Consider the following 20,335-nt stretch of genomic DNA (forward strand, 5'->3'; position numbering starts at 1 on the left):
AACGGTCGTCACGAGGGTCGCAGGCGATGCCTGCGCCGGAAGGAGTTGCGCTCATGTCGAGGCTTCGGGTAAACGCGTTTTCGATCTCGATCGACGGTCATGGCGCCGGTTCCGGCCAGGATCTGGCCAATCCGATGGGTGTCGGAGGGATGGCGCTGCACCAGTGGGTCCTAGGCACGAAGACGTTCCAGAAGATGCACGCCGACTTCGCTGGCTCGCTGATCGGCGACACGGTCGGCCGAGCAGGCGTCGACGACGACTTCGCCGCGCGCGGCTTCGAGAACCTCGGCGCCTGGATCATGGGCCGCAACATGTTCGGGCCGCAGCGGGGCCCCTGGCCCGACGACGGTTGGCAGGGATGGTGGGGCAAGAACCCGCCCTACCACGTGCCCGTCTTCGTGCTCACGCACCACGCTCGTGAGTCCTTCACCATGGAGGGCGGAACGACATTCCACTTCGTGACCGAAGGCATCCACGCCGCGCTGAAGCGCGCGAAGGAGGCGGCCCAGGGCAAGGATATCCGGCTCGGCGGCGGCGTCGCCACCGTTCGGCAGTACCTCACCGCGGGGCTGATCGACGAGCTCCACCTCGCGATCTCCCCCGTGCTCCTCGGCCGGGGCGAGCACCTCCTCGCCGGCATCGATACGGTGAGCCTCGGCTATCGATGCACGGAGCACGCGTCCACGGACCACGCCACCCACGTCGTCCTGACGAAGTAGCTTGATACCAGGGAGAAGAGCTCCTTCGTGAATCCACCCGGCGCGGGTAGGCGGAGATGCGGCGCCGCCGCACAGGACGGCGGCGCGCGACCTGCGGAGGCGCGCGCCGGCTCGCGCGGCGGCGCGCATTCACGTTGACGCCATATCCGTACAACGCTATCGCACCGCCCCATGAATGAATACAGGTCAAAGGCATTGACGGCGATTCTGCTCCTCTTGTGCGCGGCGCCGCTCGGCTGCGGCGCGTTCATCGCGTCGCTCGGCCCCGAGGAGAAGGCTCAGCTCGACGAGTTCGCGAGGAGGTACAACGAGACGTCCGCCGCGTCGAAGAAGAGCCTCGACACGAACGAGGCGTATTTCAACGCGATCATCGTGGCCGCGAGCTGTGCGGACAAGACCAAGCTGGCGGTGGGCAACGAGTGGATGACCGAGACCGTGGACGGGAAGATGTACGTGGAGCAGGCGCGTGACAAATGCGCCGAGATGCTGACGGCGCTCCGCAAGAAGGACTCGGGAGAGCAGGGCTGCGGCTATGCCTCGCTCCGCGTGGAAGGCGGACAGCAGCGCCCCGGCATGGATTGGACAACCACCGTGAGCGGCGCCCTGAACTTCGGTACGAACGAGCGGACGAACCTCCGCGCCCAGGACGACGGCTCGCGCGAGCTCACGGCGTGCGACAAGGTGCCGGAGAAGGGCACGGCGCCTGCTCCCATCTGGAGGCCGGACCTCGTCAAGGAGGCCGAAAGGATGTGCGGGGAAGGCGCGATCATCCTCTACACGGGCACGGATTGGAAGACGAACGAGGCGTCGTCGACCGACGGGGACCACTACCTGACACGCTACCTCGACGCGGAGTGCTGGTACCCGAAGGGGACGGTCGGCAAGGACTACAAGGTGCCGGTGGACTGCGAATCTGGCGACACGCCGCCCGAGCCCAACAAGTCGTGCGTCACGTCGGCCGGGAAGCTCGTGGTGAGGTGAAATCGCCCTCGGCCGCCGCCGGCCTGAATTGAAATCTCAAACAGGCGCCCTCACGCAGCCGGCTAGCCCTCGTCGACCCCCGCGCGCACGGCTCTCGTGATGACGAGGCCGCGCCGGGGATGCCCTGCCGTCCATTCATTGAGGCGCAAGAGCTCTCCCCCCGCGACCCGCTCCCGCCCGTCCGGGCCCGTGACCGTCGCCGGCGCGGCGTGCAGCACCAGCGCGACCTGGACCGCAGGGCTCGGCCGCGGCCGCGACGCGAGGGTCGCATCGAGCGCGCGCGCCGCCCCGACCAGCCGGGCCCGGGCGGCGCGGCTGCCCTCCGGATCGCCGGGGAGCGTCGTCGCGCCGACCAGCACCCCGCCGCCGTCGACCAGCGTGACCAGGCCCGCCCCGGCCACGGCGCGCCGCGCCGCCGCGAGCACCGCCTCGGCGTCGTCGAAGGCCGCCTCGTCGAGCTCCTCCTCTCCCTCGATCTGCACCGCGACGTGCAGCGCCGCCGCCGGGCAGACGCGGGCCTCGTCCCTCGCGGCGAGCAACGCCGCGCGAAGATCGGCGAGGAGCTCGGCGACGCTCGGGTAGCGCGCGTCCGGCGACTTCTCGAGGCAGCGCGCGATCGCGGCGTCGAAGGCCCGCGGCACGGTCACGAGATCGCCCGCCCGGGGCGGCGGCGCGAAGAGCTGGAGCTCCTCGAGCTCGACGATGTTGTCGGCGTGGAACGCGGGCTGCCCGGTGAGCAGCTCGTAGAGCAAGAGGCCGAGCGCGTAGACGTCTGTCCGCGCATCGACGGGGCGGCCGGCGATCTGCTCGGGGGCCATGCTGCCTGGCGTCCCGAGCACGCTGCTCTGCGTGAAGATCGGCCCGCGGCCGAGCCGCTCGGGCTCCAGCAGCTTGGCGATCCCGAAGTCGACGAGCCGCGTCGTGAACCACCCGTCCCTCGGGATCGCCATGACATTCTGCGCCTTGACGTCGCGGTGGACGATGCCCACCGCGTGCGCGGCGGAGAGCGCGCCGCCGATCTCCTCGAGCACGGCGAGCGCCTCCGCGGCCGAGAACGCGCCGCGCGCGCGGAGCTCCTGCTTCAGCGTGCGGCCCTCGATCCATTCCATCGCGATGTAGGGCCTGCCGTCCGGCAGGTCGCCCACGCCGACGCTCGCCACGATGTGCGGGTGCGCGAGGCCCCGGAGGGCCGCGGCCTCTTGCTGAAATCGCTCAAGGATACGCGTACTTGCGGCGAGCCGGCGCCGGAGGACCTTGAGCGCGACGGGCCGGCCCGTTCCGATCTGCGTGGCCAGGTAGACCACGGCGAAGCCCCCGTGGCTCCGCGCCGCCTCCACAAGGAATTCCCCGGCGAGGGTGCCGGGAGCGAGGTCATCGGGCGCGCCCGGCTCCTCGTCGAGGAGGGTGGAGGCGGGGTCGAGGGATCGGGTCGGTGCGGTCACTGCATCGCCGAGATCGCAGCAGCTGGCCCGAGAGCGCAAGCCCCACGGTGGCGCTTCCGAGCGCGGCTCCGGCCGGGCGACCGCCGGACGGCAATCTCACGGCTTCGTCGGCCCGCTGAGCTGCGTCGGAACGGCCTTGCGCTGGGCGGGAAGACCATCCGTGGGAGGAGGGTCCCCCTTGGGGACGCGAATGATGGGATCCGGCGGCTGCCTGGCGATGATGGGCGGCCTGCGAACGGCGACCGGGCCCGAGCCGTTCTCGTTGAGCTCCTGGCACCCCTTGGGGCCGAAGACATCACACGGCGCGCGCAGGTACACGGTCACGGGGTTCATCCACCGCTTGGCGTCGCCGGCTTCGCCGGTGCAGGGGCCCGTGTACGTCCCGTCGACCGGCGCTCCCTCGCAGACGTTTGCGCGCCCCATCTCTGCAGCCCCGGGCACGCTAGCCGCGTAGCTCTGGCACGCGCCGACATGCTTCGCGAGGCACCCCGGCTGACCTCCCCCCGTGGATCTGGCACACACGCGCCGCTGCATGTAAATGGTGTCGTCGTACTGCGGGCCCGCGGCGTGCTCTTGCGGATGACAGACGAACGCCTCCTTGTAGATCATATCGTCGAGGTGCGCTGTGGTCAGGCTCGGTCGGACGATCTTGCCCGCGACCAACGTGACCTCGAAATCCGTGTTGAGCGCGCTCGCATTGAAGAGGTTGCCGAAGAACGCGCCCTCCCGCCAGGGATAATTCGTCTTCTCCGCCGCATCCACCTGGAGCATCCTGGTCGTCCCTGGCTTGTCCGAGGGCACACGTCCGCGAGCCGAGATATTGACCCGCACGCCGAAGGCGTTGTTCTTGGCGAGCAGGCAGGCCGAGACCAGCTCCTGGCAGCTCGCCCTCATGGCGTTATGCGCCTTGTCCCGCTCGGGCCACAGCGGATCAGCCCACGCAGGGCAGAGCCCCATGGATCCGGAATAAGAGAGAGGGCTGTCGGGCTGCGCGCGCGCAGCGCGCTCCTCCGCCGTCGGGGCCCATGCTCCCTCGTACGCCGGCGGGGTCCACTCGACGCGCTGTTTCGTGGCGAGGGCACACTCGACGAGATCCTTCATCACATCGCGCGCCCAGGGGTCGAGCAGGGCGTCATGGAGGGGGCCGGCGGCGAACGACGCGGTCGTCAGCGGATTGCGGTCGAGCGCCAGGAGGCTCTGCCGGTTGGTCGTCAGCAGGTTGTGGCCCAGGTGGTCGAGGGTCAGGTGGTTGGCGATCACCATGAGCGGCACGGGGACCGCGCTGTTCGCGCTCGTGGCGCTGGCCGCGAGCACGATGCCCGCGGTCAGCGACAGGGTGGCCACTCCGAGACAAGCCGTTCGTCGATTCATCGTTGCCCCTTTCCGGTCATCGAGTCGGAAGCACGTCTAACGCAGGTCTTGGACACGTCAGCTGCACGTCCACGTCAAAGCACGCCTCGCGCCACGCCGATCGGCCCCGGGAACGCGGGCTCTCCTCTCCGTGGGCCGGGCGCGATGTGGCGCGCGCCGCGACAGCCGGCGGGGGCCTGTCGCCTGGGCGGCGACAGAGGGTGTCGGGAGGCCGCTCACGGGAGCTCGTGCCCGTCGAGCTGCGCCGAGAGGCGCGAGAGCCGCCCCTTCCAGAACCGTGTTCCCCAGGTCTTCTGCGTCGCCTCTCCGAGGAAGCCGCGGGCGTCCTCGCGCCTGCCGCTCTCCAGCGCGGCGGCCGCGGCGAAGCAGAGGACCTCGATGTGCTCGCTGAGGAGCGCGGCCTCCCGCACCTCGGCGACGAGCGCCGCCCACGCCTCCGCCGGCGCGCCCGCGCCCTCCACGACCTGCGCGCACAGGCGGACCAGGACCCGCGTGACCGGCGGGGCGGCGCCGAGATCGCAGCGGGTCCGCACCCAGTCGAGGTGGCGCCTCGCGTCGGCGAGCTCGCCGCGCGCGCACTGGATCCGCGCGACGAGCAGCGCGTAGTCCGGCATGGCGCTCGCCTCGAAGAACCGCTGCTGGAGCTCGAGGGCGCGGAGCGCGAGGGGCAGCGCCTCGGCGAGCTCGCCGCCCCAGTAGAGCAGCTCGGCGAGGTTATGGGCCGGGCCGCGCTCGAGGTACGCGTTGCCGAGCTCGCGCGCCAGCGCGACCGCGGTCCTGAGGTCGTTCACGGCGCCCTCCGGGTCCTCGCGCATCAGCCGGATCGTCAGCCGGTTCTGGTAGGCGCCGCCGAGGTGCAGGCGGTCGCCCACGCGCTCGCAGCGCGCGATGACCTCGTCGAACCGGGCCTCGGCCTCCTCGAACCGGCCGGCGTAGACCAGCGCGGGCGCGAGCAGCAGCAGGGCGATCACCTGGCTCTCGTGGTCGCCGAGCGCCTCGGCGCGCCTCGCCGCGGGCGCGAGGCGCGCGATGGCGTCCTCGAGCTCTTGTCGGCGGAAGTGCCCGCGGCCGAGGGCCACGTCGCAGCGCACGTCGAGGCCGGGATCCGCGCGCTGCTCCAGGAGGGGCGCCGCGCGGTCCACGAGGGCCTGCGAGCCGGCGAAGTCGTCGCACCAGTCCAGGATGGTCGCCTCTTCGAGGAGCAGATCGGCGACCGTTGCGTCGTCCCCGGAAGCCTCGGCGATGGCCCGCGCGCCGCGGAGGTCGTCCGCGGCGTCGTCGAAGCGCTGGATGCGGTAACGAACCTTGCCGCGGCCCGCGAGGGCCGCGCCCCGGCTCACGCGGCCTCGGAGCGCCGCCGCGGCCTCCGCAGGCGCCGCGCCCGCGCGCTCGGTCTCCGCGAGCGCCGCGAGGGCCGCTGTGTAGTGCCGCTCGGCGTCGACGTAGAGGTGCCGCCGCCGCGCCTCCTCGGCGAGCTCGAAGCAAGCCGCCGCCGCCTCGGCGTGCGCGCCCGCCGCCGCCGCGTGCCGCGCGATCCTGGCGAGCGCCGCGCCGCCCTCCCTGGGCGCCGCGAGCAGCCCCTGGAGCGCGATCCCGTGCAGCCGCCGCCGCTTCGCGGCGGGCACCTCCGCCTCGATCGCCCGGCGGAGCAGCGGGTGCGCGAACGCGAGCCGCCCCCCGTCCGCGGCGCGCAGCAATCCGCGGCGCAGGAGCCGCGACAGGCCGACGCCGGGGTCGAGCTCCGCGCACGCGTCGACCGCGCGCTCGCGCGCCGCTTCGTCGAGGAGCCTCCCGATCTCGTCGATCGCGAGCTCGTCACCCGCGAGGGCGCACACCTCCGCGAGCTCGGCGAGCGGCGGCGGCAGGCCGGCGAGCGCGCGCCTCGCGAGGCCGCTCATGACCGGCGCGGCCTCGCCCCGCGCGATCTCGTCGCCGGCGAGGTACCACCCCGGGCCGCCGCGCGCCTTCCTGATGGCGCCCGCCTGCCGGAGCGCGGCGGCCAGGTCGACGACGAAGAGCGGGACCCCCTGCGCGGCGCCGAGCAGGCTCGCGACGACCGGCTCCGGCGCGAACTCGACCGGGTGCAGCCGGTCGAGGAGCAACGCGCGCGCGGCGTCGGCGTCCAGCGGAGGGAGCGTCCGTTGCCGGGCGCGCGCCGCCCGCTCGCCGAGGAGCGGGCGCGCGGCGGCCAGCGCGGGGTGCGCCGCCACGATGACGGCGAGCGGCGCGCGCGCGCCCGCGAGGGTCGCGATCTCGATCGCGTCGAGGCCGCCCTGGTCGCCCCACTGCGCGTCGTCGACGACCAGCGCGAGCGGGCGCTCCCGCGCGAGCCGCTGGAGCGCCTCGCCGGCGGCCCGGGCGAGCGTCTGGCGGAGCGCGCCGGGCGCGGCGAGCATGGCCGCGACGGCGGGCTCGGTCTCGGGCAGGGCGTCGAGCGCGAACGCGACCGCGGACCACGAGGCGAGGCCGAGCTCGGGGCCGAGCCGCGCGACGCAGGCGTCGCGCAGGGAGTCCGCCGCCGCGCCGGGGTCGACGTCGAGGCAGGCGCGGAGCAGCGCGCGCGCGAGCCCGGCCGGCTCGGCGAGGTCGGGCGGCCTCGCCGCGACCGCGATCGCGCGCGCGCCCGGCTCGGCGGAGAGCGCCGCGGTCACCGCCTCGCAGAGGCGCGTCTTGCCGTGGCCGACCTCGCCGAGCAGCGTGAAGAGCAGCGGCACGCCGTCGCGAAACGCCCCGCGCGCGTGCGCGACGACCTCGGCGACGAGATCGTCCCGCCCGCGGAGCGGCAGCGCGAGCGCCGGGGTGTCCAGCGCGGCGGAGCTCGCGCTCGGCGAAGCCTCGGCGCCCTCCTTGGCGGCCTCGGCGCCCTCGTCGAGGAGGGCGGCGGCCTCGGGGGTGACCACCACCGGATCCGGCGCGCCGGGAGGCCAGAAGTCGGCGGGCCGCGCGAGCGCGGCCCCGGCGAACACCATCCCGCCCGCGCCCTCGCGCGCGTGGAGCTCGGCGACGTGCACCGCCGCCGAGGTCACGTCGTCCAGCGACGCGACGAGCCGCTGGGCCGCCTGGAAAGCGGCGCGCGCGCGCTGGCGGGCCGGCCCGGGAAAGGCGATGACGTAGAGGCCGTCCTGCACCCTGGCGAGCCGCCCGCCGAAGGGGGCTGCGACGCCGACGACGCGGTCCATCGGCGCGTTGCCGCGCACCGCGACGAGCGCGACGGGGCTCCGCCGCGGCGGGGCGCGTCCGCTCGCCGCGGCGCCCTGGAGGGGCGAGGCGGCTCCCTCGATCCCCGGATCGACCGCGTGGCGCGGCGAGGGGGCCGTGACGGCCTCGAGCGCCGCCCGCAGCGCCTCGCAGAAGGCGCGCGCCGACCCGAAGCGCTCCTCGCGCGCCTTGGCCAGCGCGCGCAGCAGCACCTCGTCGGCGCCCCGGGGCACGGGCGCGATCTCCGACGGCCGGGGCGGGCGCTGGGAGACGTGCGCGTGCACGACAGCCGACGCGTCCCCGGCGAAGGGCGGCCGCCCTGTGAGCAGCTCGAAGGCGACGATCCCGAGCGCGTACAGGTCCGCGCGGCCGTCGACGTCGCGCGCGTCGAGGCACTGCTCCGGGGCCATGTACAGCACGCTGCCGAGCCGGAGCCCCGTGTGCGTGACCTCGCTCCCCTCCTCCACCGCGCCGTTCGCCCCCGGCCGCGCGAGCCCGAGATCGAGGAGCGCGACCTCCGGCCCCTCCATCCGCCGCAGCATCACGTTCTCCGGCTTCAGATCCCGGTGCACGACGCCGGCCGCGTGCACCGTGTCGACCGCGGCGCCGATCGCGTCGACGAGCCGCATGGCCTCCGCCGGCGCGGCGGCGCCCGCCCCGGGGAGCGCCTCCATCCATCGCGCCAGCGTCTCGCCGTCGAGGAGCTCGAGCACGAGATAAGGAAAACCTCCTTCCATCTCGCCTTCCCCGAGCAGCCGCGGCACCGCGGGCGGACCGACCCGGCGGAGCGCCGCCGCCTCGCGCGAGAACCGCGGATCGCCTCGATGGCGCGCGATCTTGAGCGCCACCGCGAGGCCGTCCTCGCGCCGCGAGGCCGCGAACACGCGGGCGAAGCCGCCCTCGTCGAGGAGGCGGAGCCCATCGAACCCCGGGACCCGGGGCACGACCTCCCCCGCCCCGGGCTCTTCCTTCGCGGCGCTCGCGGCCGTGCCGCCGTGCAGGGGGCACCCCGCGACGACACCGATCCTGCGGTGACAGAGGGTGCAGCGCATCCGAGGGGTTTCCTCCGGGGCGATGCTACTGCGCGCGTCGAGCCACCGGAAGCATGGATGCCTCCCCCCGACCCGAAGAGGTCGCCATCCCGGGGTTTCGTCCGGTAGAGCCCATCCAGGTTGGGGTTTCGTCCGGTAGAGCCCATCCAGGTTCGCGTTATAGTGGCGCGCTTCGGCGGAGGGGGCGTGACGATCCGTCGAGGCGAACGAGCTGCTGACGCTCAGATGGAGGTGAACGGATGCGGACCTTTGTGCTTGGTCTCCAGGAGGTCGATCGAACGAAGGCCAGTTTGGTCGGGGGGAAGGGCGCGAACCTGGGGGAGCTCTCCAGGATCGAGGGGATCCGCGTGCCCCCTGGCTTTTGCGTCACGACCGAGGCCTTCCAGCGGATCATGGGAGGAGCGCCGTCGATCGACGGGTTGCTCGATCGGTTGTCGTCGCTCGCGGCGGAGGACCGGGACGGGATCCGGGAGCTCAGCGGCGAGCTGCGCGGGATCATCGAAGGGACGGCCATCCCCGAGGACCTGCAAGAGGCGCTCACCCGGGTTCTTTCGAGGCTCGGCGCGGGCGACGCCTACGCCGTACGGTCCAGCGCGACGGCGGAGGATCTGCCTGGGGCTTCCTTCGCGGGCCAGCAGGATACATACCTGAACGTCATCGGGACGCAGGCGATCCTGCAGCACGTCCGCCGGTGCTGGGCATCGCTCTTCACCGAGCGGGCGGTGATTTACCGGATCCAGCACGGCTTCGATCACCGCAAGGTCCACATGGCGGTGGTGGTGCAGAAGATGGTCTTCCCGCAGGCGGCCGGGATCGTCTTCACGGCCGATCCCGTCACCTCGAACCGGAAGGTGTCGTCGATCGAGGCTGGCTTCGGCCTGGGGGAGGCCCTCGTCGCCGGCCTGGCGAGCGCCGATCGCTACAAGGTGCGGAACGGCCAGATCATCGAGAAGGCGATCGCCAGAAAGACGCTGGCCACGCGTGCCCTGGAGGAGGGCGGCACCGAAGAGCGGGCGATCGAGCCCGAGCGGCAGGACGGGCAGGTGCTGACGGACGCGCAGATCCTGCGGCTCGAGCGCCTGGGCCGGCAGATCGAAGGGCATTTCGGCCACCCGCAGGACATCGAGTGGTGCCTGGTCGAGGAGGAGCTCCACATCGTCCAGAGCCGGCCGATCACGACCCTGTACCCCATCCCCGAAGCCGGTGATCGAGGCAACCACGTCTACATCTCCGTCGGCCATCAACAGATGATGACCGACGCGATGAAGCCCCTGGGGCTGTCCTTGTTCCAGCTGACCTCGGGTGGCCGCATGCTCGCGGCGGGCGGCAGGTTGTTCGTCGATCCCACGAAGCAGCTGGCCTCACCGGCCAGCCGCGACGCCCTCCTGGATCTCCTTGGGCGCTCCCATCCGCCCCTCAGGGACGCCCTCTCGACGATCATCGAGCGGGGAGACTTCATCGAGCCCTTGCCCGACGAGCCGACGGGCTCGCGCCCCGGCCAGGGCAAGCAGGCGCCGGGGCGCTTCGACGCGCAGGTCGATGACGACCCGGCGATCGTGGCGGAGCTGATCGAGCGCACCCAGGCCGCGCTGGCGGAGCTGAAGCGCGACATCCGGACCAAGACCGGAACGGCGTTATTCGACTTCATCCAGGAGGACATCCAGCGACGGAGCGTGGCCATGTTCGGTCCGCAGAGCATGGGCGTGATCATGGCGGGCATGAACGCTTCATCGTGGATCAACGAGAAGATGATGGCGTGGCTCGGCGAGAAGAGCGTCGCGGATACGCTCTCCCAGTCCGTGTCGAACAACATCACGTCGGAGATGGGCCTGGCGTTGCTGGATGTCGCCGACGTGATCCGTCCTTATCCGGACGTCGTCGCTCATCTGCAGAGCGTGAAGCACGATGGCTTCCTGGATGAGCTGGTCGAGCTCGACGGCGGCAAGGAAGCCCGGGACGCCATCCAGGCTTACCTCGACAAATACGGTATGCGATGTGCGGGGGAAATCGACATCACGAGGGCCCGCTGGAGCGAGGAGCCAGCGACCCTGGTCCCCTTGATCCTGAGCAACATCAAGAACTTCGAGCCTCGCGCCGGCGCGCGGAGGTTCGAGCAGGGGCGGCAGGAGGCCTCGCAGCGAGCGCGAGCGCTGCTCGACCGGCTGAGGCAGCTGCCGGACGGGGAGCAGAAGGCCAGCGAGGCCCAGCGGATGATCGACCGGCTCCGGAACTTCATCGGCTATCGCGAGTATCCGAAGTACGGCCTCGTCAATCGCTACTTCGTTTACAAGCAGGCCTTGCTGCAAGAAGCCGAGCGGCTCGTGCAGGCCGGCGTGATCCACGACGCCGAAGACATCTACTACCTCACGTTCGACGAGCTCCGCGAGGTCGTGCGCACCCATCGGCTGGACGACCAGCTCGTCGGCAAACGGAGAGCGGAACACGCGCTCCACAAGAAGCTGTCGCCGCCGCTCGTCATCACGTCCGACGGGGAGGTCGTGGCAGCTGCGCACAGACGAGCCGATCTCCCCGCCGGAGCGATCGTCGGCCTGGCGGTCTCGTCGGGCGTCGTCGAGGGACGAGCCCGCGTCCTCCTGGACATGGCCGACGCGGAGCTGGAGCCGGGGGACATCCTGGTCACCCCCTTCACCGACCCCAGCTGGACGCCCTTGTTCGTGTCCATCAAGGGCCTCGTGACCGAGGTGGGGGGCCTGATGACCCATGGCGCGGTGATCGCCCGGGAATACGGCCTGCCGGCCGTCGTCGGCGTGGAGAATGCAACCAGGTTGATCAGGGATGGACAACGCATCCGCGTGCATGGAACGGACGGGTATGTCGAGATCCTGACATGAGATCCGCGGCGCTCGCGCTCCTCGTCGGGGCCGCGCTGGGCACCTTCGATCGTCCTGCCGACGCCGGACCGCGCACCTCATCGCTCGCGTGGGTGCGGATGAGCTCGGACGTCCGCGAGGCGCCCGGATCGCCGGCGTTCTCGCTCGCCTACGGGAGGCTGTCCGTGTGCCCCATCGAGATCGCGCGCGGCAGGACGGCGCTCTCGGGCTGCGCTGGCGCGATGCTCGGATCGCTGCGCGTCGAGGGGCTCGCGGTGCCGAGCAGGTTCCGCCACGAGCGGCTCGTGTTCGATCTGAGCCTCGACACGCGCGTGCGGCGGCGCTTCGTGGGGCCGCTGTTCGGGGCCGTCGGGCTCGGGATCGCGGTGCCGACCGTGCAGAACGCCTATTTTTACACCGATGCGGCGGGGGCGCAGCGCGAGATCTTCTCCACGGCCTCGAGCTCTACGTCGAGGAATCGAACTACCTCGAGATCATCGGGAATCAGCGGCTCGAGAGCCTGGACGGCCTTGGCCACACGGACGCGCAACAGCTCGCCATCAGGGACAACCCGGCGCTCGAAAGCCTCGACGGTCTCCGCGTGGAGCGAGCTGCCAGCTTCTTGATCGCCAGAAATGGCTCCCTCACGAACCTCGACGCCCTGTCGTCACTGACCGAGGTCCGCGCTCAGCTTCACGTCAGCCAGAATCGCGAGCTGCTGAGCATCGCCGGCCTCCACGGTCTCACTCGCGGAGTCGAGGTGGTCATCGACGGCAACGACAAGCTCCGCGATCTCGCCGGCCTGCAAAACATGAACAAGATAAGCTTGCTTCGCGTGAGCCAGAACGATTCTCTCGAAAACATCGACGCGCTCGCGGGCGTCGAGTTCGACGAGCTCTGTTTGCAGCGCAACGCCTCGCTCACGAATATCGATGGCCTGCAGGACCTCACGAGCATCGGAGCCATTCTAATCCTCAACCAGCCGAGCATCACGTCCCTCCGAACCCTGAGCAACTTGACGCGAGCAGGCATCGTTACGATCCATGAAACGGGCGTAACGAACCTCGAGGGCCTCGAGAACGCCAAGATCGACGTGGAGCTCTCCGTCACCGACAACGCAAATCTCCAGAGCCTCACCGGTCTCAACCCCGACAGTCACGTCCTCGATGTCGTGGGGGGTCATGAGAAATCCGAACCTGAGCGATCTCGTCGGACTCGAAATGATCGAGGCCGCGACCAGAACCATCTACATCATCGACAACGGTCGACTGGTCTCCCTCTCGGGCCTCGACAATCTGACCTCGGTCCCCTCGCTCCTGGTCACGCAAAATCCGGCGCTCACGGACATCGCGGCGCTCGGCTCGCTCGATACCGTGGTCCAAAGGCTCTCGATCACGGACAATACGTCGCTTCCGAGCTGCCAGGCCTGGGACATCGCCGGTCAAATCGAACCCGGCACGGCCACCCTCGAGGTGAGGGGCAACTACCCGGGCGGCACCTGCAACTGAGCCAAAAGACCAACAGATCCAACGAGTTCACCCGGTTGCGCAGGTTTGTCTACACCACACTGGCGCGGCGGCGTAACCTGCGGCGCATGACCTTCGGCCGCACCCTGCGTCGCGCGATCCCATGCCTCTGTCCGTTGGCCCTGCTCGCCGCGTGCACGGAGGAACAGCCCTCTGACGTGGGCGCTGGCGGAGGCACCGGGACCTCCGAGAGCACCGGGAGCACGAGCGGAGCGACCGGGACCAGCGCAGGCGCTGGCGGCAGCGATGGCAGCGGCGGCAGTGGAGGCGTGCCGCCACGGGACCCCGAGGAGGTCCCGGTGCTGGAGAACGTCGTGTTCTACGACGGCTACGCCGAGACGGTCGACGAACCGATCCCGGACGGCGTGATCCGCCACAACAACTCGCTGGTCGCGACCAGGTTGACCGACGAGCTGCTCGCCAAGGTCCAAACCACCCTGAAGGTCCGCGTGGTCGTGGGAGCGCTGTGCGACAACTACGACCGACTCGGCTCGGTCAACCTGGCGCTGGTCCCCAAGGGCGCCCAGACCTATGTTCCCGGCGAGGTCGACCGGATCGAGGTCGCGCGGTTCGTCACGCCGTTCATGGATATGAACAAGCAGCCGACGACGGTCCCCTACGAATGGGAGGCCAGCAACCTCGTACCGATCTTGAAGGACCCCGACCTCCTGGCGGATCACGATGTTTGGCTCGAGCTGGGCATCTTCGGCGTGCCTTACGCCGCGAACGACGAGGTCCCCGGCTGCGCCGGTCGCAATGACACGCAGCTCGGATCGCTGCTGTTGTACACCGACAGCACGAAGGAGGCCCAGGACTTCAGCGTCCTGTTGCCGCTCGCGATCAGCGAAGATTTCAACAATTACGCGACGGGCGCCAGCGACAAGGTCGGCACGACCCGCAAGACCGTCCGCTTCGAGCTGCCGGCAGACACACAGAACGCGCAGCTCGTATTGATCACGTCGAACCACGGCGCCAACGAGGGCGGCGAGGAGTATATTCGCCGCGAGCACTACGTGTACGTCGACGGCGAGCTGGCCTTGCAGTACAAGCCCGGGCGCACGTCGTGCGAGCCGTTTCGCAAGTACAACACCCAGGGCAACGGCATCTACGGGCGGTCCCCGCGGTCGAACGCAGAGTGGCAGTCGTTCAGCAACTGGTGCCCCGGCGACGCGATCGACACCCGGATCGTCCCGTGGGGGGCCGCGAGCGCCGGCATGCACGAATTCGTGATCGACGTCCCTGACGCGACGTTCGTCGGCGGGGAGGGCAATTTCCCGTTCTCGCTCTACGTGCAGGCTCAGTGAATTCGTCTCTTTGACCCTCTCGACGGCTCGCGTCGCGACGCCGTCGTCGTGCTCGATGTCTCGGGCTGGGGCTGCAGATCGAGCTGTGGCCGCGCAGGCCACACCCGCGCGGCGCGGTGCGACGGCCGCGCGACAAACTCGCCAAAGGCAGCGCGAATTCCGCGGTTCGCGGACGGTACGTCGATTGCTTGGCCGGGCCTCGAACGCACAGCGACCCAGGCGCGTCGCTGCGTGTCAGCCCACCAGCGCCGCGGCGCCGCGCGAGAGCGCAGGAGCCATGGAGACGATCATGTCGAAGCACCTCTTCCGCACCGCACCGTTCCTCGGAATCCTGATCACCACCGGCTGCGCCGCGACAGCCGGCGTCGATGAGCTCGACGATGAGCCGGTCGGAGAGGCCGAGAGCGCGCTCGCCGCCGAGATGACGCTCAGCCCGAACCAGCGGATCGTCAACGCCGCAAGCCTATACACCGCTAACCCGGACATCGCGGTGAGCCAGTTCGCCGAGGCGTCGCTGGGCGGCTACTGCAACGGCGTGATGATCGGCCCGAACGTCTTCTTCAGCGCGGCCCACTGCGGGGGCGGGCCGACGACCATCACCTTCCGGACGTACCGGAACGGCAGCACCGCCACGTCGGACACGGAGGCCTTCACGTGCGACGCGATGGAGCAGACGTTCAACGACACGGACGGCGTGCTCTTCTTCTGCTGGCCGAACGCCGCCGGCGAGAACCCGGGCGACAAGTACGGCTACGTCGATTTCGATGTGTCGCCGCCCGTCGTCGGACAGCAGATCTACAGCATCTCGGCGAACAACCAGCAGAACGGCAGCCTCCCCTTCGACACGCGCATGTTCGCGAACGGCCAGGTCACGAGCGTCACCGGCGCGGGGCACTGGTTCACCCCGTCCTCGGCGCCGAACACCGGCGTCGAGATGAACGTCTGGGGAGAAGGGGGCATGAGCGGCTCGCCCCATTTCAACGCGGCGAACGGAAAGATGATCATCGCCCCGCTCTCCACGGCGTGCTCCGCCGGGTGCTGGGGCCGCAACGCGCTCTCGATGCGCGATCTGCTCTACTGGGGGTACATCAACCCGAGCTTCGACCCCGCGGCCCAGGGCCCCACGGTCAACGTCTCGCTCGTCACGAGCCTCGGCCTCACCCCGGCCAGCTACTACGGCTGGGCGGACAAGGAGCTCGACTGGGAGTTCGACATCCAGCGCGACCTCGAGCGGCTGCGCGGCGAGGCCCGGCGCGACTGGTACAACCTCGGCTTCGACAGCCAGCGCCGCAACGCGCTCTGGGACCTCACCGCGCTCGCGACCCTCGACGTGGCGAACCGGTGGGCGCGCATCAACCGCACGACCGGCGCGGGCTATGTCGACGCGCTCTCGCACGGCAAGCTGAACCTGGCCGCGGGCAGCTACCGGATCACGCTCATGACCTACACGCAGGCGAGCCAGTACTCGAGCTCGCTGTGGGTGGGGCTGAAGAGCGGCGCGACGTGGGTCGGGGGCGAGTACGTGGCGAACACCGTGGGTTCGGGCTGGCAGATGCACACGTTCGAGGTGAACGCCCCGTCCGACGGGCTCACGCTCGGGCTCGGCGTGTACGGGACCGCCGATATCCTCGTGTCCGCGCCGAGCGTGGTGAAGAGCACCGCGGTCATGAACTTCGACACCTTCGACGAGCGCACGAACTGGCGCAATGACATCGACGGGAGCCGGGCGCAGGTGGTCCCTGACGGGCGGGTGACGGGCGCGCCCAACTGGGCGGTTCGCGTGACGCAGAGCGCGACGGGCTACCCGGTGCGCAACCGCCAGCTCGCGCTGGCCGCGGGGCGGCCGTACCAGATCTGCTTCGACGCGCGCAGGACCACCGCGAGCGGGTCTTCCCAGGCGGAGCTCCGCGTCGTGAGCGGCGGCGCCCAGGTGATGTGGACGAGCTTCTCGCCCTCGAGCGCCTGGAGCACCACCTGCTCGGCGTCGTTCACCCCGCCGTCGGACGACAACAACCTGCAGATCCGCGTCACGACCGGAGATCCGGTCCTCGTCGACAACATCGCGATCACCGCGATGTGACGCGGCGCCGGCACGACCACGACCACGACCACGACGGTGAAGGATGGTGGGGGGCGGCTTCGTGCCCTGAGCCCTCGACCGCCTGGCGACGGGAGGCTTTGTCAGGCGCGATAACCTACCTGGGAACGGCCGAGTCGGATCACCGTCACGGGACGAACGCGATGTCGTCCACGAGCATGTCGAACACGGTCGACTTCGCCGTGTGGAACTCGATCGAGTAAGCGTGCGCAGCGTCGAAGGCCGGGGGCGCAGGCACACCCCAGCCGTCCGTGCTGAGGATATCGAACATGACCGTGTACTGCGCCCACTCGGTCGTGATGTCGATCCCTTCACCGAAGTGGTCGCCGCAGCCCGTGCCTTCGCACACGCCGCCCTCGCGATCGGTGTTGCGGTCGGGGAAGTTCACGTAGATGTGCGTGGGCGCTGCCGCCTTGGCCCAGAAGGTCAGGCCCGAGTAGGCAGAAGCGTCGTAGGTGAGCTTCGCGCCCCCTGGGGCGAGGTTCAGATCGAACCCCATGCCGGCCCCCCTCGAGACGAAGCCGCTCCCCGCGACGTGAGCGGCGTACTCGCTCGGGCCGTGCCCGGGCGCGACCGGTACGAACGGGCGGCCGGGCAGAGGGGTCTGCGTGCCGCCCCGGGTGCCGTCGTTGTACGTGTACCAGCTGCCGACGCGGTCCTTGCACCGGACGATCGCGCCGTCGCCGTCCTCCAGATCGTCGAGGAGCGCGGTGCAGGCAGGGAGCTCGGGCTCCGCGTCCGAGCCGCCCGAGCCGCCGGCGCCGCCCCTACCCTCGTCCGAGCCGCCGGCTCCCCCGGCCCCTCCAGCGAGGCCAAACGGATCGGGGTCGTACTCGCCGGGCGAGATGCCAAGGACGAGGCCGCACCCGTTCAGCACCACCGACGCGCAGAGAGCGACCGAGAGCACCTGGAAGCGCATCAGAAGCTGCCTTGTACGAGCGCTCCGCCCACCGCGGGCGAAAGCCCGAGCGACACGCCCTGGGTCGAGCTCTTCGCCGTGAGCCACAGCACGCCGCCGCCGGCGATGGCCGCGAGGCCGACGCCGAAGACCACGGTCGCGACGTTCGCGCGCGCCACGGCGCTGCCGCGGATGTCCATGCCGCGCCGATCGCAGCGGTCGCCGTTGCAGAACGGGCGCGACTCGTCGAACCTCGACTTCGCCGCGAAGCCGAGCGCCGCCCCGACGCCCACACCCACGACCCCTGCGCCTGCCGTGACGAGCGCGATCGTGCGGCGCCCATCCCCCGCGCCGCCCGCGTCCCTCGATGCAGGGTCGTCCTCCAGCGCGCGCACGACGAGGGTCGAGGTCTCGCCGCCCGGCTTCACCTCGACCTGCGCCGTCCAGGCCCGCTTGCCCGGCGCGCTCGCCTGGATCACGTGGGTCCCTGCGTCGACCGGCATGGGCACGCCCCACTGGCCGGGGCCGACCGGCGTGCCGTCGCGCTTCACCTCGAGGCCCGGCGTGCTCGCGGCCTCGACGACCACCGAGAGGCGAGAGACCTTCGGCTGGACGGCCGCCGCGCGCTCGCGCGCCTTCGCCTCCTTCACGCGGTCGCCGCTCGCGTGCACCCGCGCGGCGACCTCGAGGAACTGCGCCCACGCGGAGGCCATCTTGCCGATGCGCTCGTAGCAATCGGCGAGGAAATAGCGGGTGTTGACGCTGTCGTAGAGGCGCAGGCTCTCCTCGTACCTGGGGCAGGCGCGCGACGCCTGGCCAGCGTCGACGAGCGCTCCCGCCTCCCGGAACAGCGCCACGGCGCCCGCCTTGTCCTCGGCCCTCGCCGCGCGCCCTCCCGCGATCGCCGCCGCAAGGCCGATGCCGATCGCGCAGAGGCGCGCGGCGCGCCCGCGCTTCGGTCGGCTTTTCGTGTGCGGCAGCGTCATCGTGTCGGCGAAGGTATCAGAAGACATCGCGCGAGAACGGGTCGGTGCTGGAGGGCCGCTTCACCTGCGGCGCGCCGCGCTTCGCCGGCTGCGCGGAGCCGCCCGGCCTCGCGGGCTTCTGCGCGGCGGGGGCGGTGGCGCGCGCCTCGGGCGGCGGCCCCTCGGCCGACGCGCGGGGAGCGGCGCTGGACGGCGCGGCACCGGCGGCCGCGGCGACCGCAGCGTCCGGCGCGGCGCTGGCGGCAGGCTCGACGGCAGCGTCCGGCGCGGCGCTCGACTGCGCGGGGCGCGGCTCCGGGGCCGCGCCCTGCGGGCCGGCCGCCGACGCGGCCTCGCGCTCGATGTCGCGCGGGGCCCGGTCCGGAAGGCGCCAGAGGAGCAAGCCGCCGCTCACGACCGCAAGCCCGATCCCGATCGCGATCGAAGCGGCGCGCCTGTCGCGCGACGCTGGCTTGCGGTTCGTCGTACCGAGCGGCGCGATCGTGAGCGCTCCCCCGTCGAGGGGCACGGTCGCCGCGGGCAGGGTCGCCCCGGCCGCCGTGACCGCCGGCGCCACGCGAGGAGCGCCGGGCGTCAGGGTCCCGGCCGGGAGCGCGCCGCGCAGCGCGCCGAAGAGGCGCTCGGCCGCCGCGCGCGCGTGCGGCGGGGCGAACGGCACGAGCGCGAGCGCGAGATCCGCGACGGTCGGGAACCGGCGATCGCGATCGCGCGCGATCGCCGCGAGGATCACCTGCTCCAGCGGCTCCGGGAGGTCCGGGCGGAGGGCGCGCGGCCGCTGCGGCTCCCCCTGCGTGACCAGGTAGACAAGCTGCGCGAGCTCCTGCGCGAAGAACGGCGTCCGCCCCGTGAGCAGCTCGAAGAGGACGACGCCCAGCGAATAGATGTCCGCGCGGCCGTCGACGTCGCTCGAGGAGCGGAGCTGCTCGGGGGACATGTAGAGGGGCGAGCCGAGCACTCCCCCCACCCGCGTCAACGCGTGGTCCTCCGCGTGCGTCATCTTGGAGATCCCGAAGTCGAGCACCTTGACGCACGGCGAACCGTCCGCGTTCCGCGTGACGAACAGGTTGCTCGGCTTCACGTCCCGGTGGACGATGCCTTGCGCGTGCGCCTCCGCGAGCGCCTCGCAGACCTGGAGCACGAGCTCGACGGCAACGGGCACCGCGAGGCGCCCGCTCTCCGCGAGCACGGCGGCGAGGTCCCTCCCCTCGAGGTGATCCATCACCATGTACGGCGCGCCGCTCTCGAGCGTGCCGACGTCGGCGACGCGCACGACGTGCTGGCTGCGAACGCGCACGGCGGCGCGCCCCTCCCTCAGAAAGCGCTGGAGGATCTCCGGATCGCGCACGTACTTCGGCAACAGCACCTTGATCGCGACGCGCTCGTCGAGGGCGAGGTGGCGCGCGGCGACGACGAGCCCCATGGCGCCCCGTCCGAGGACGCTCTCCACGCGATACTTGCCGAGGAGGACATCCCCGGGGGCAATCGTGGTCTCGTCGGGGCTCGACATGGCAGGCCAGGGCAGCAGAAGGGCATCCACTATGCCACGCCGTGGTCAGAGACTCATGCAATTTTCCACTGCACCGGCCTCGGCCGGGCAGCGCTGCCATGGATTGGCCCATGCTGTCCTGTCGCGGTCGCTCAACCCTGACTCGTCGCGACCCGCCGGGAGCAGAGCGACGACGACCTAATCTTCAGCGATGGCCGCGGCGCTGACAGGCCCTTCCATATCCTTCCACCGATTGTTACGAAACGACACACCCCGACCGATTGTTACGAAATGACACACCTCCTCGCCCAGCGATCGTGGCTTGCCTCGACTACGCGCCTCGGCTTGCCTGAAAGTATGATACAAATGCTCTCACACATGGAAGCCGCACCGCGGCAATTCACATCAGGATCGGAAGCGACAGTTCGGAGTTCGGTCCGTCG

Annotated in this window: 13 protein-coding genes; 7 read left to right on the forward strand and 6 right to left on the reverse strand. The window is 71.0% G+C overall.

The features are described from left to right. Positions 1–53: 53 nt before the first annotated feature. Positions 54–719, forward strand: coding sequence for a dihydrofolate reductase family protein (locus WMF14_RS23385; RefSeq protein WP_437803780.1), 666 nt, complete (start codon positions 54–56; stop codon positions 717–719). A gap of 195 nt (positions 720–914) precedes the next feature. Continuing rightward, positions 915–1,700, forward strand: coding sequence for a hypothetical protein (locus WMF14_RS23390; RefSeq protein ID WP_437803782.1), 786 nt, complete (start codon positions 915–917; stop codon positions 1,698–1,700). Between the two features lie 62 nt (positions 1,701–1,762). On the opposite strand, the gene WMF14_RS23395 is transcribed toward WMF14_RS23390, so the two are convergent. The 3 genes from WMF14_RS23395 to WMF14_RS23405 form a co-directional block, all read right to left on the reverse strand. Next, positions 1,763–3,142 carry a serine/threonine-protein kinase gene (locus WMF14_RS23395; RefSeq protein WP_437803783.1) on the reverse strand — a complete coding sequence of 460 codons (1,380 nt, stop codon included), beginning with the start codon at positions 3,140–3,142 and terminating at the stop codon, positions 1,763–1,765. A 96-nt stretch (positions 3,143–3,238) separates the two neighbouring features. Further along, positions 3,239–4,486 carry a hypothetical protein gene (locus WMF14_RS23400; RefSeq protein ID WP_437803785.1) on the reverse strand — a complete coding sequence of 416 codons (1,248 nt, stop codon included), beginning with the start codon at positions 4,484–4,486 and terminating at the stop codon, positions 3,239–3,241. A 242-nt stretch (positions 4,487–4,728) separates the two neighbouring features. Further along, a complete protein-coding gene (locus WMF14_RS23405; protein ID WP_437803787.1) occupies positions 4,729–8,763 on the reverse strand; it encodes a protein kinase domain-containing protein in 4,035 nt (1,344 codons plus the stop codon). 239 nt (positions 8,764–9,002) lie between these two features. Here WMF14_RS23405 and rph point away from each other — a divergent pair, with 239 nt between their 5' ends. The 5 genes from rph to WMF14_RS23430 all read left to right on the forward strand — a co-directional run bounded on the left by rph (position 9,003) and on the right by WMF14_RS23430 (position 16,504). Next, the gene (rph, locus tag WMF14_RS23410; RefSeq protein ID WP_437803789.1) at positions 9,003–11,615 is read left to right on the forward strand and encodes a rifamycin-inactivating phosphotransferase; all 2,613 of its coding nucleotides are present in this window, start codon (positions 9,003–9,005) and stop codon (positions 11,613–11,615) included. Further along, positions 11,612–12,220: a hypothetical protein gene (locus tag WMF14_RS23415; RefSeq protein WP_437803790.1), complete on the forward strand. Its 609-nt coding sequence runs from the start codon at positions 11,612–11,614 to the stop codon at positions 12,218–12,220. The genes rph and WMF14_RS23415 overlap by 4 nt, the downstream gene beginning before the upstream one ends. Before the next feature lie 555 nt (positions 12,221–12,775). Further along, a complete protein-coding gene (locus WMF14_RS23420; protein WP_437803792.1) occupies positions 12,776–13,102 on the forward strand; it encodes a hypothetical protein in 327 nt (108 codons plus the stop codon). Between the two features lie 176 nt (positions 13,103–13,278). Continuing rightward, a complete protein-coding gene (locus WMF14_RS23425; RefSeq protein WP_437803793.1) occupies positions 13,279–14,424 on the forward strand; it encodes a peptide-N-glycosidase F-related protein in 1,146 nt (381 codons plus the stop codon). Between the two features lie 289 nt (positions 14,425–14,713). Next, entirely contained in the window at positions 14,714–16,504 is a 1,791-nt protein-coding gene (locus WMF14_RS23430; RefSeq protein WP_437803795.1) for a trypsin-like serine peptidase, read from the forward strand. Positions 16,505–16,649: 145 nt separating this feature from the next. Here WMF14_RS23430 and WMF14_RS23435 read toward each other — a convergent pair whose 3' ends face one another. From WMF14_RS23435 to WMF14_RS23445, 3 genes are read right to left on the reverse strand one after another with little or no spacing between them, the layout of a single operon-like run. After that, positions 16,650–17,441, reverse strand: coding sequence for a hypothetical protein (locus WMF14_RS23435; RefSeq protein ID WP_437803797.1), 792 nt, complete (start codon positions 17,439–17,441; stop codon positions 16,650–16,652). Further along, positions 17,441–18,433: a hypothetical protein gene (locus WMF14_RS23440; RefSeq protein WP_437803798.1), complete on the reverse strand. Its 993-nt coding sequence runs from the start codon at positions 18,431–18,433 to the stop codon at positions 17,441–17,443. Before WMF14_RS23440 ends, WMF14_RS23435 begins: the two co-directional genes overlap by 1 nt. Beyond that, entirely contained in the window at positions 18,423–19,943 is a 1,521-nt protein-coding gene (locus WMF14_RS23445) for a protein kinase domain-containing protein (RefSeq protein ID WP_437803800.1), read from the reverse strand. The genes WMF14_RS23440 and WMF14_RS23445 overlap by 11 nt, the downstream gene beginning before the upstream one ends. Positions 19,944–20,335 lie beyond the last annotated feature (392 nt).

This window comes from Sorangium sp. So ce693 (assembly GCF_051521375.1).
Taxonomy (GTDB): domain Bacteria; phylum Myxococcota_A; class Polyangia; order Polyangiales; family Polyangiaceae; genus Sorangium; species Sorangium atrum.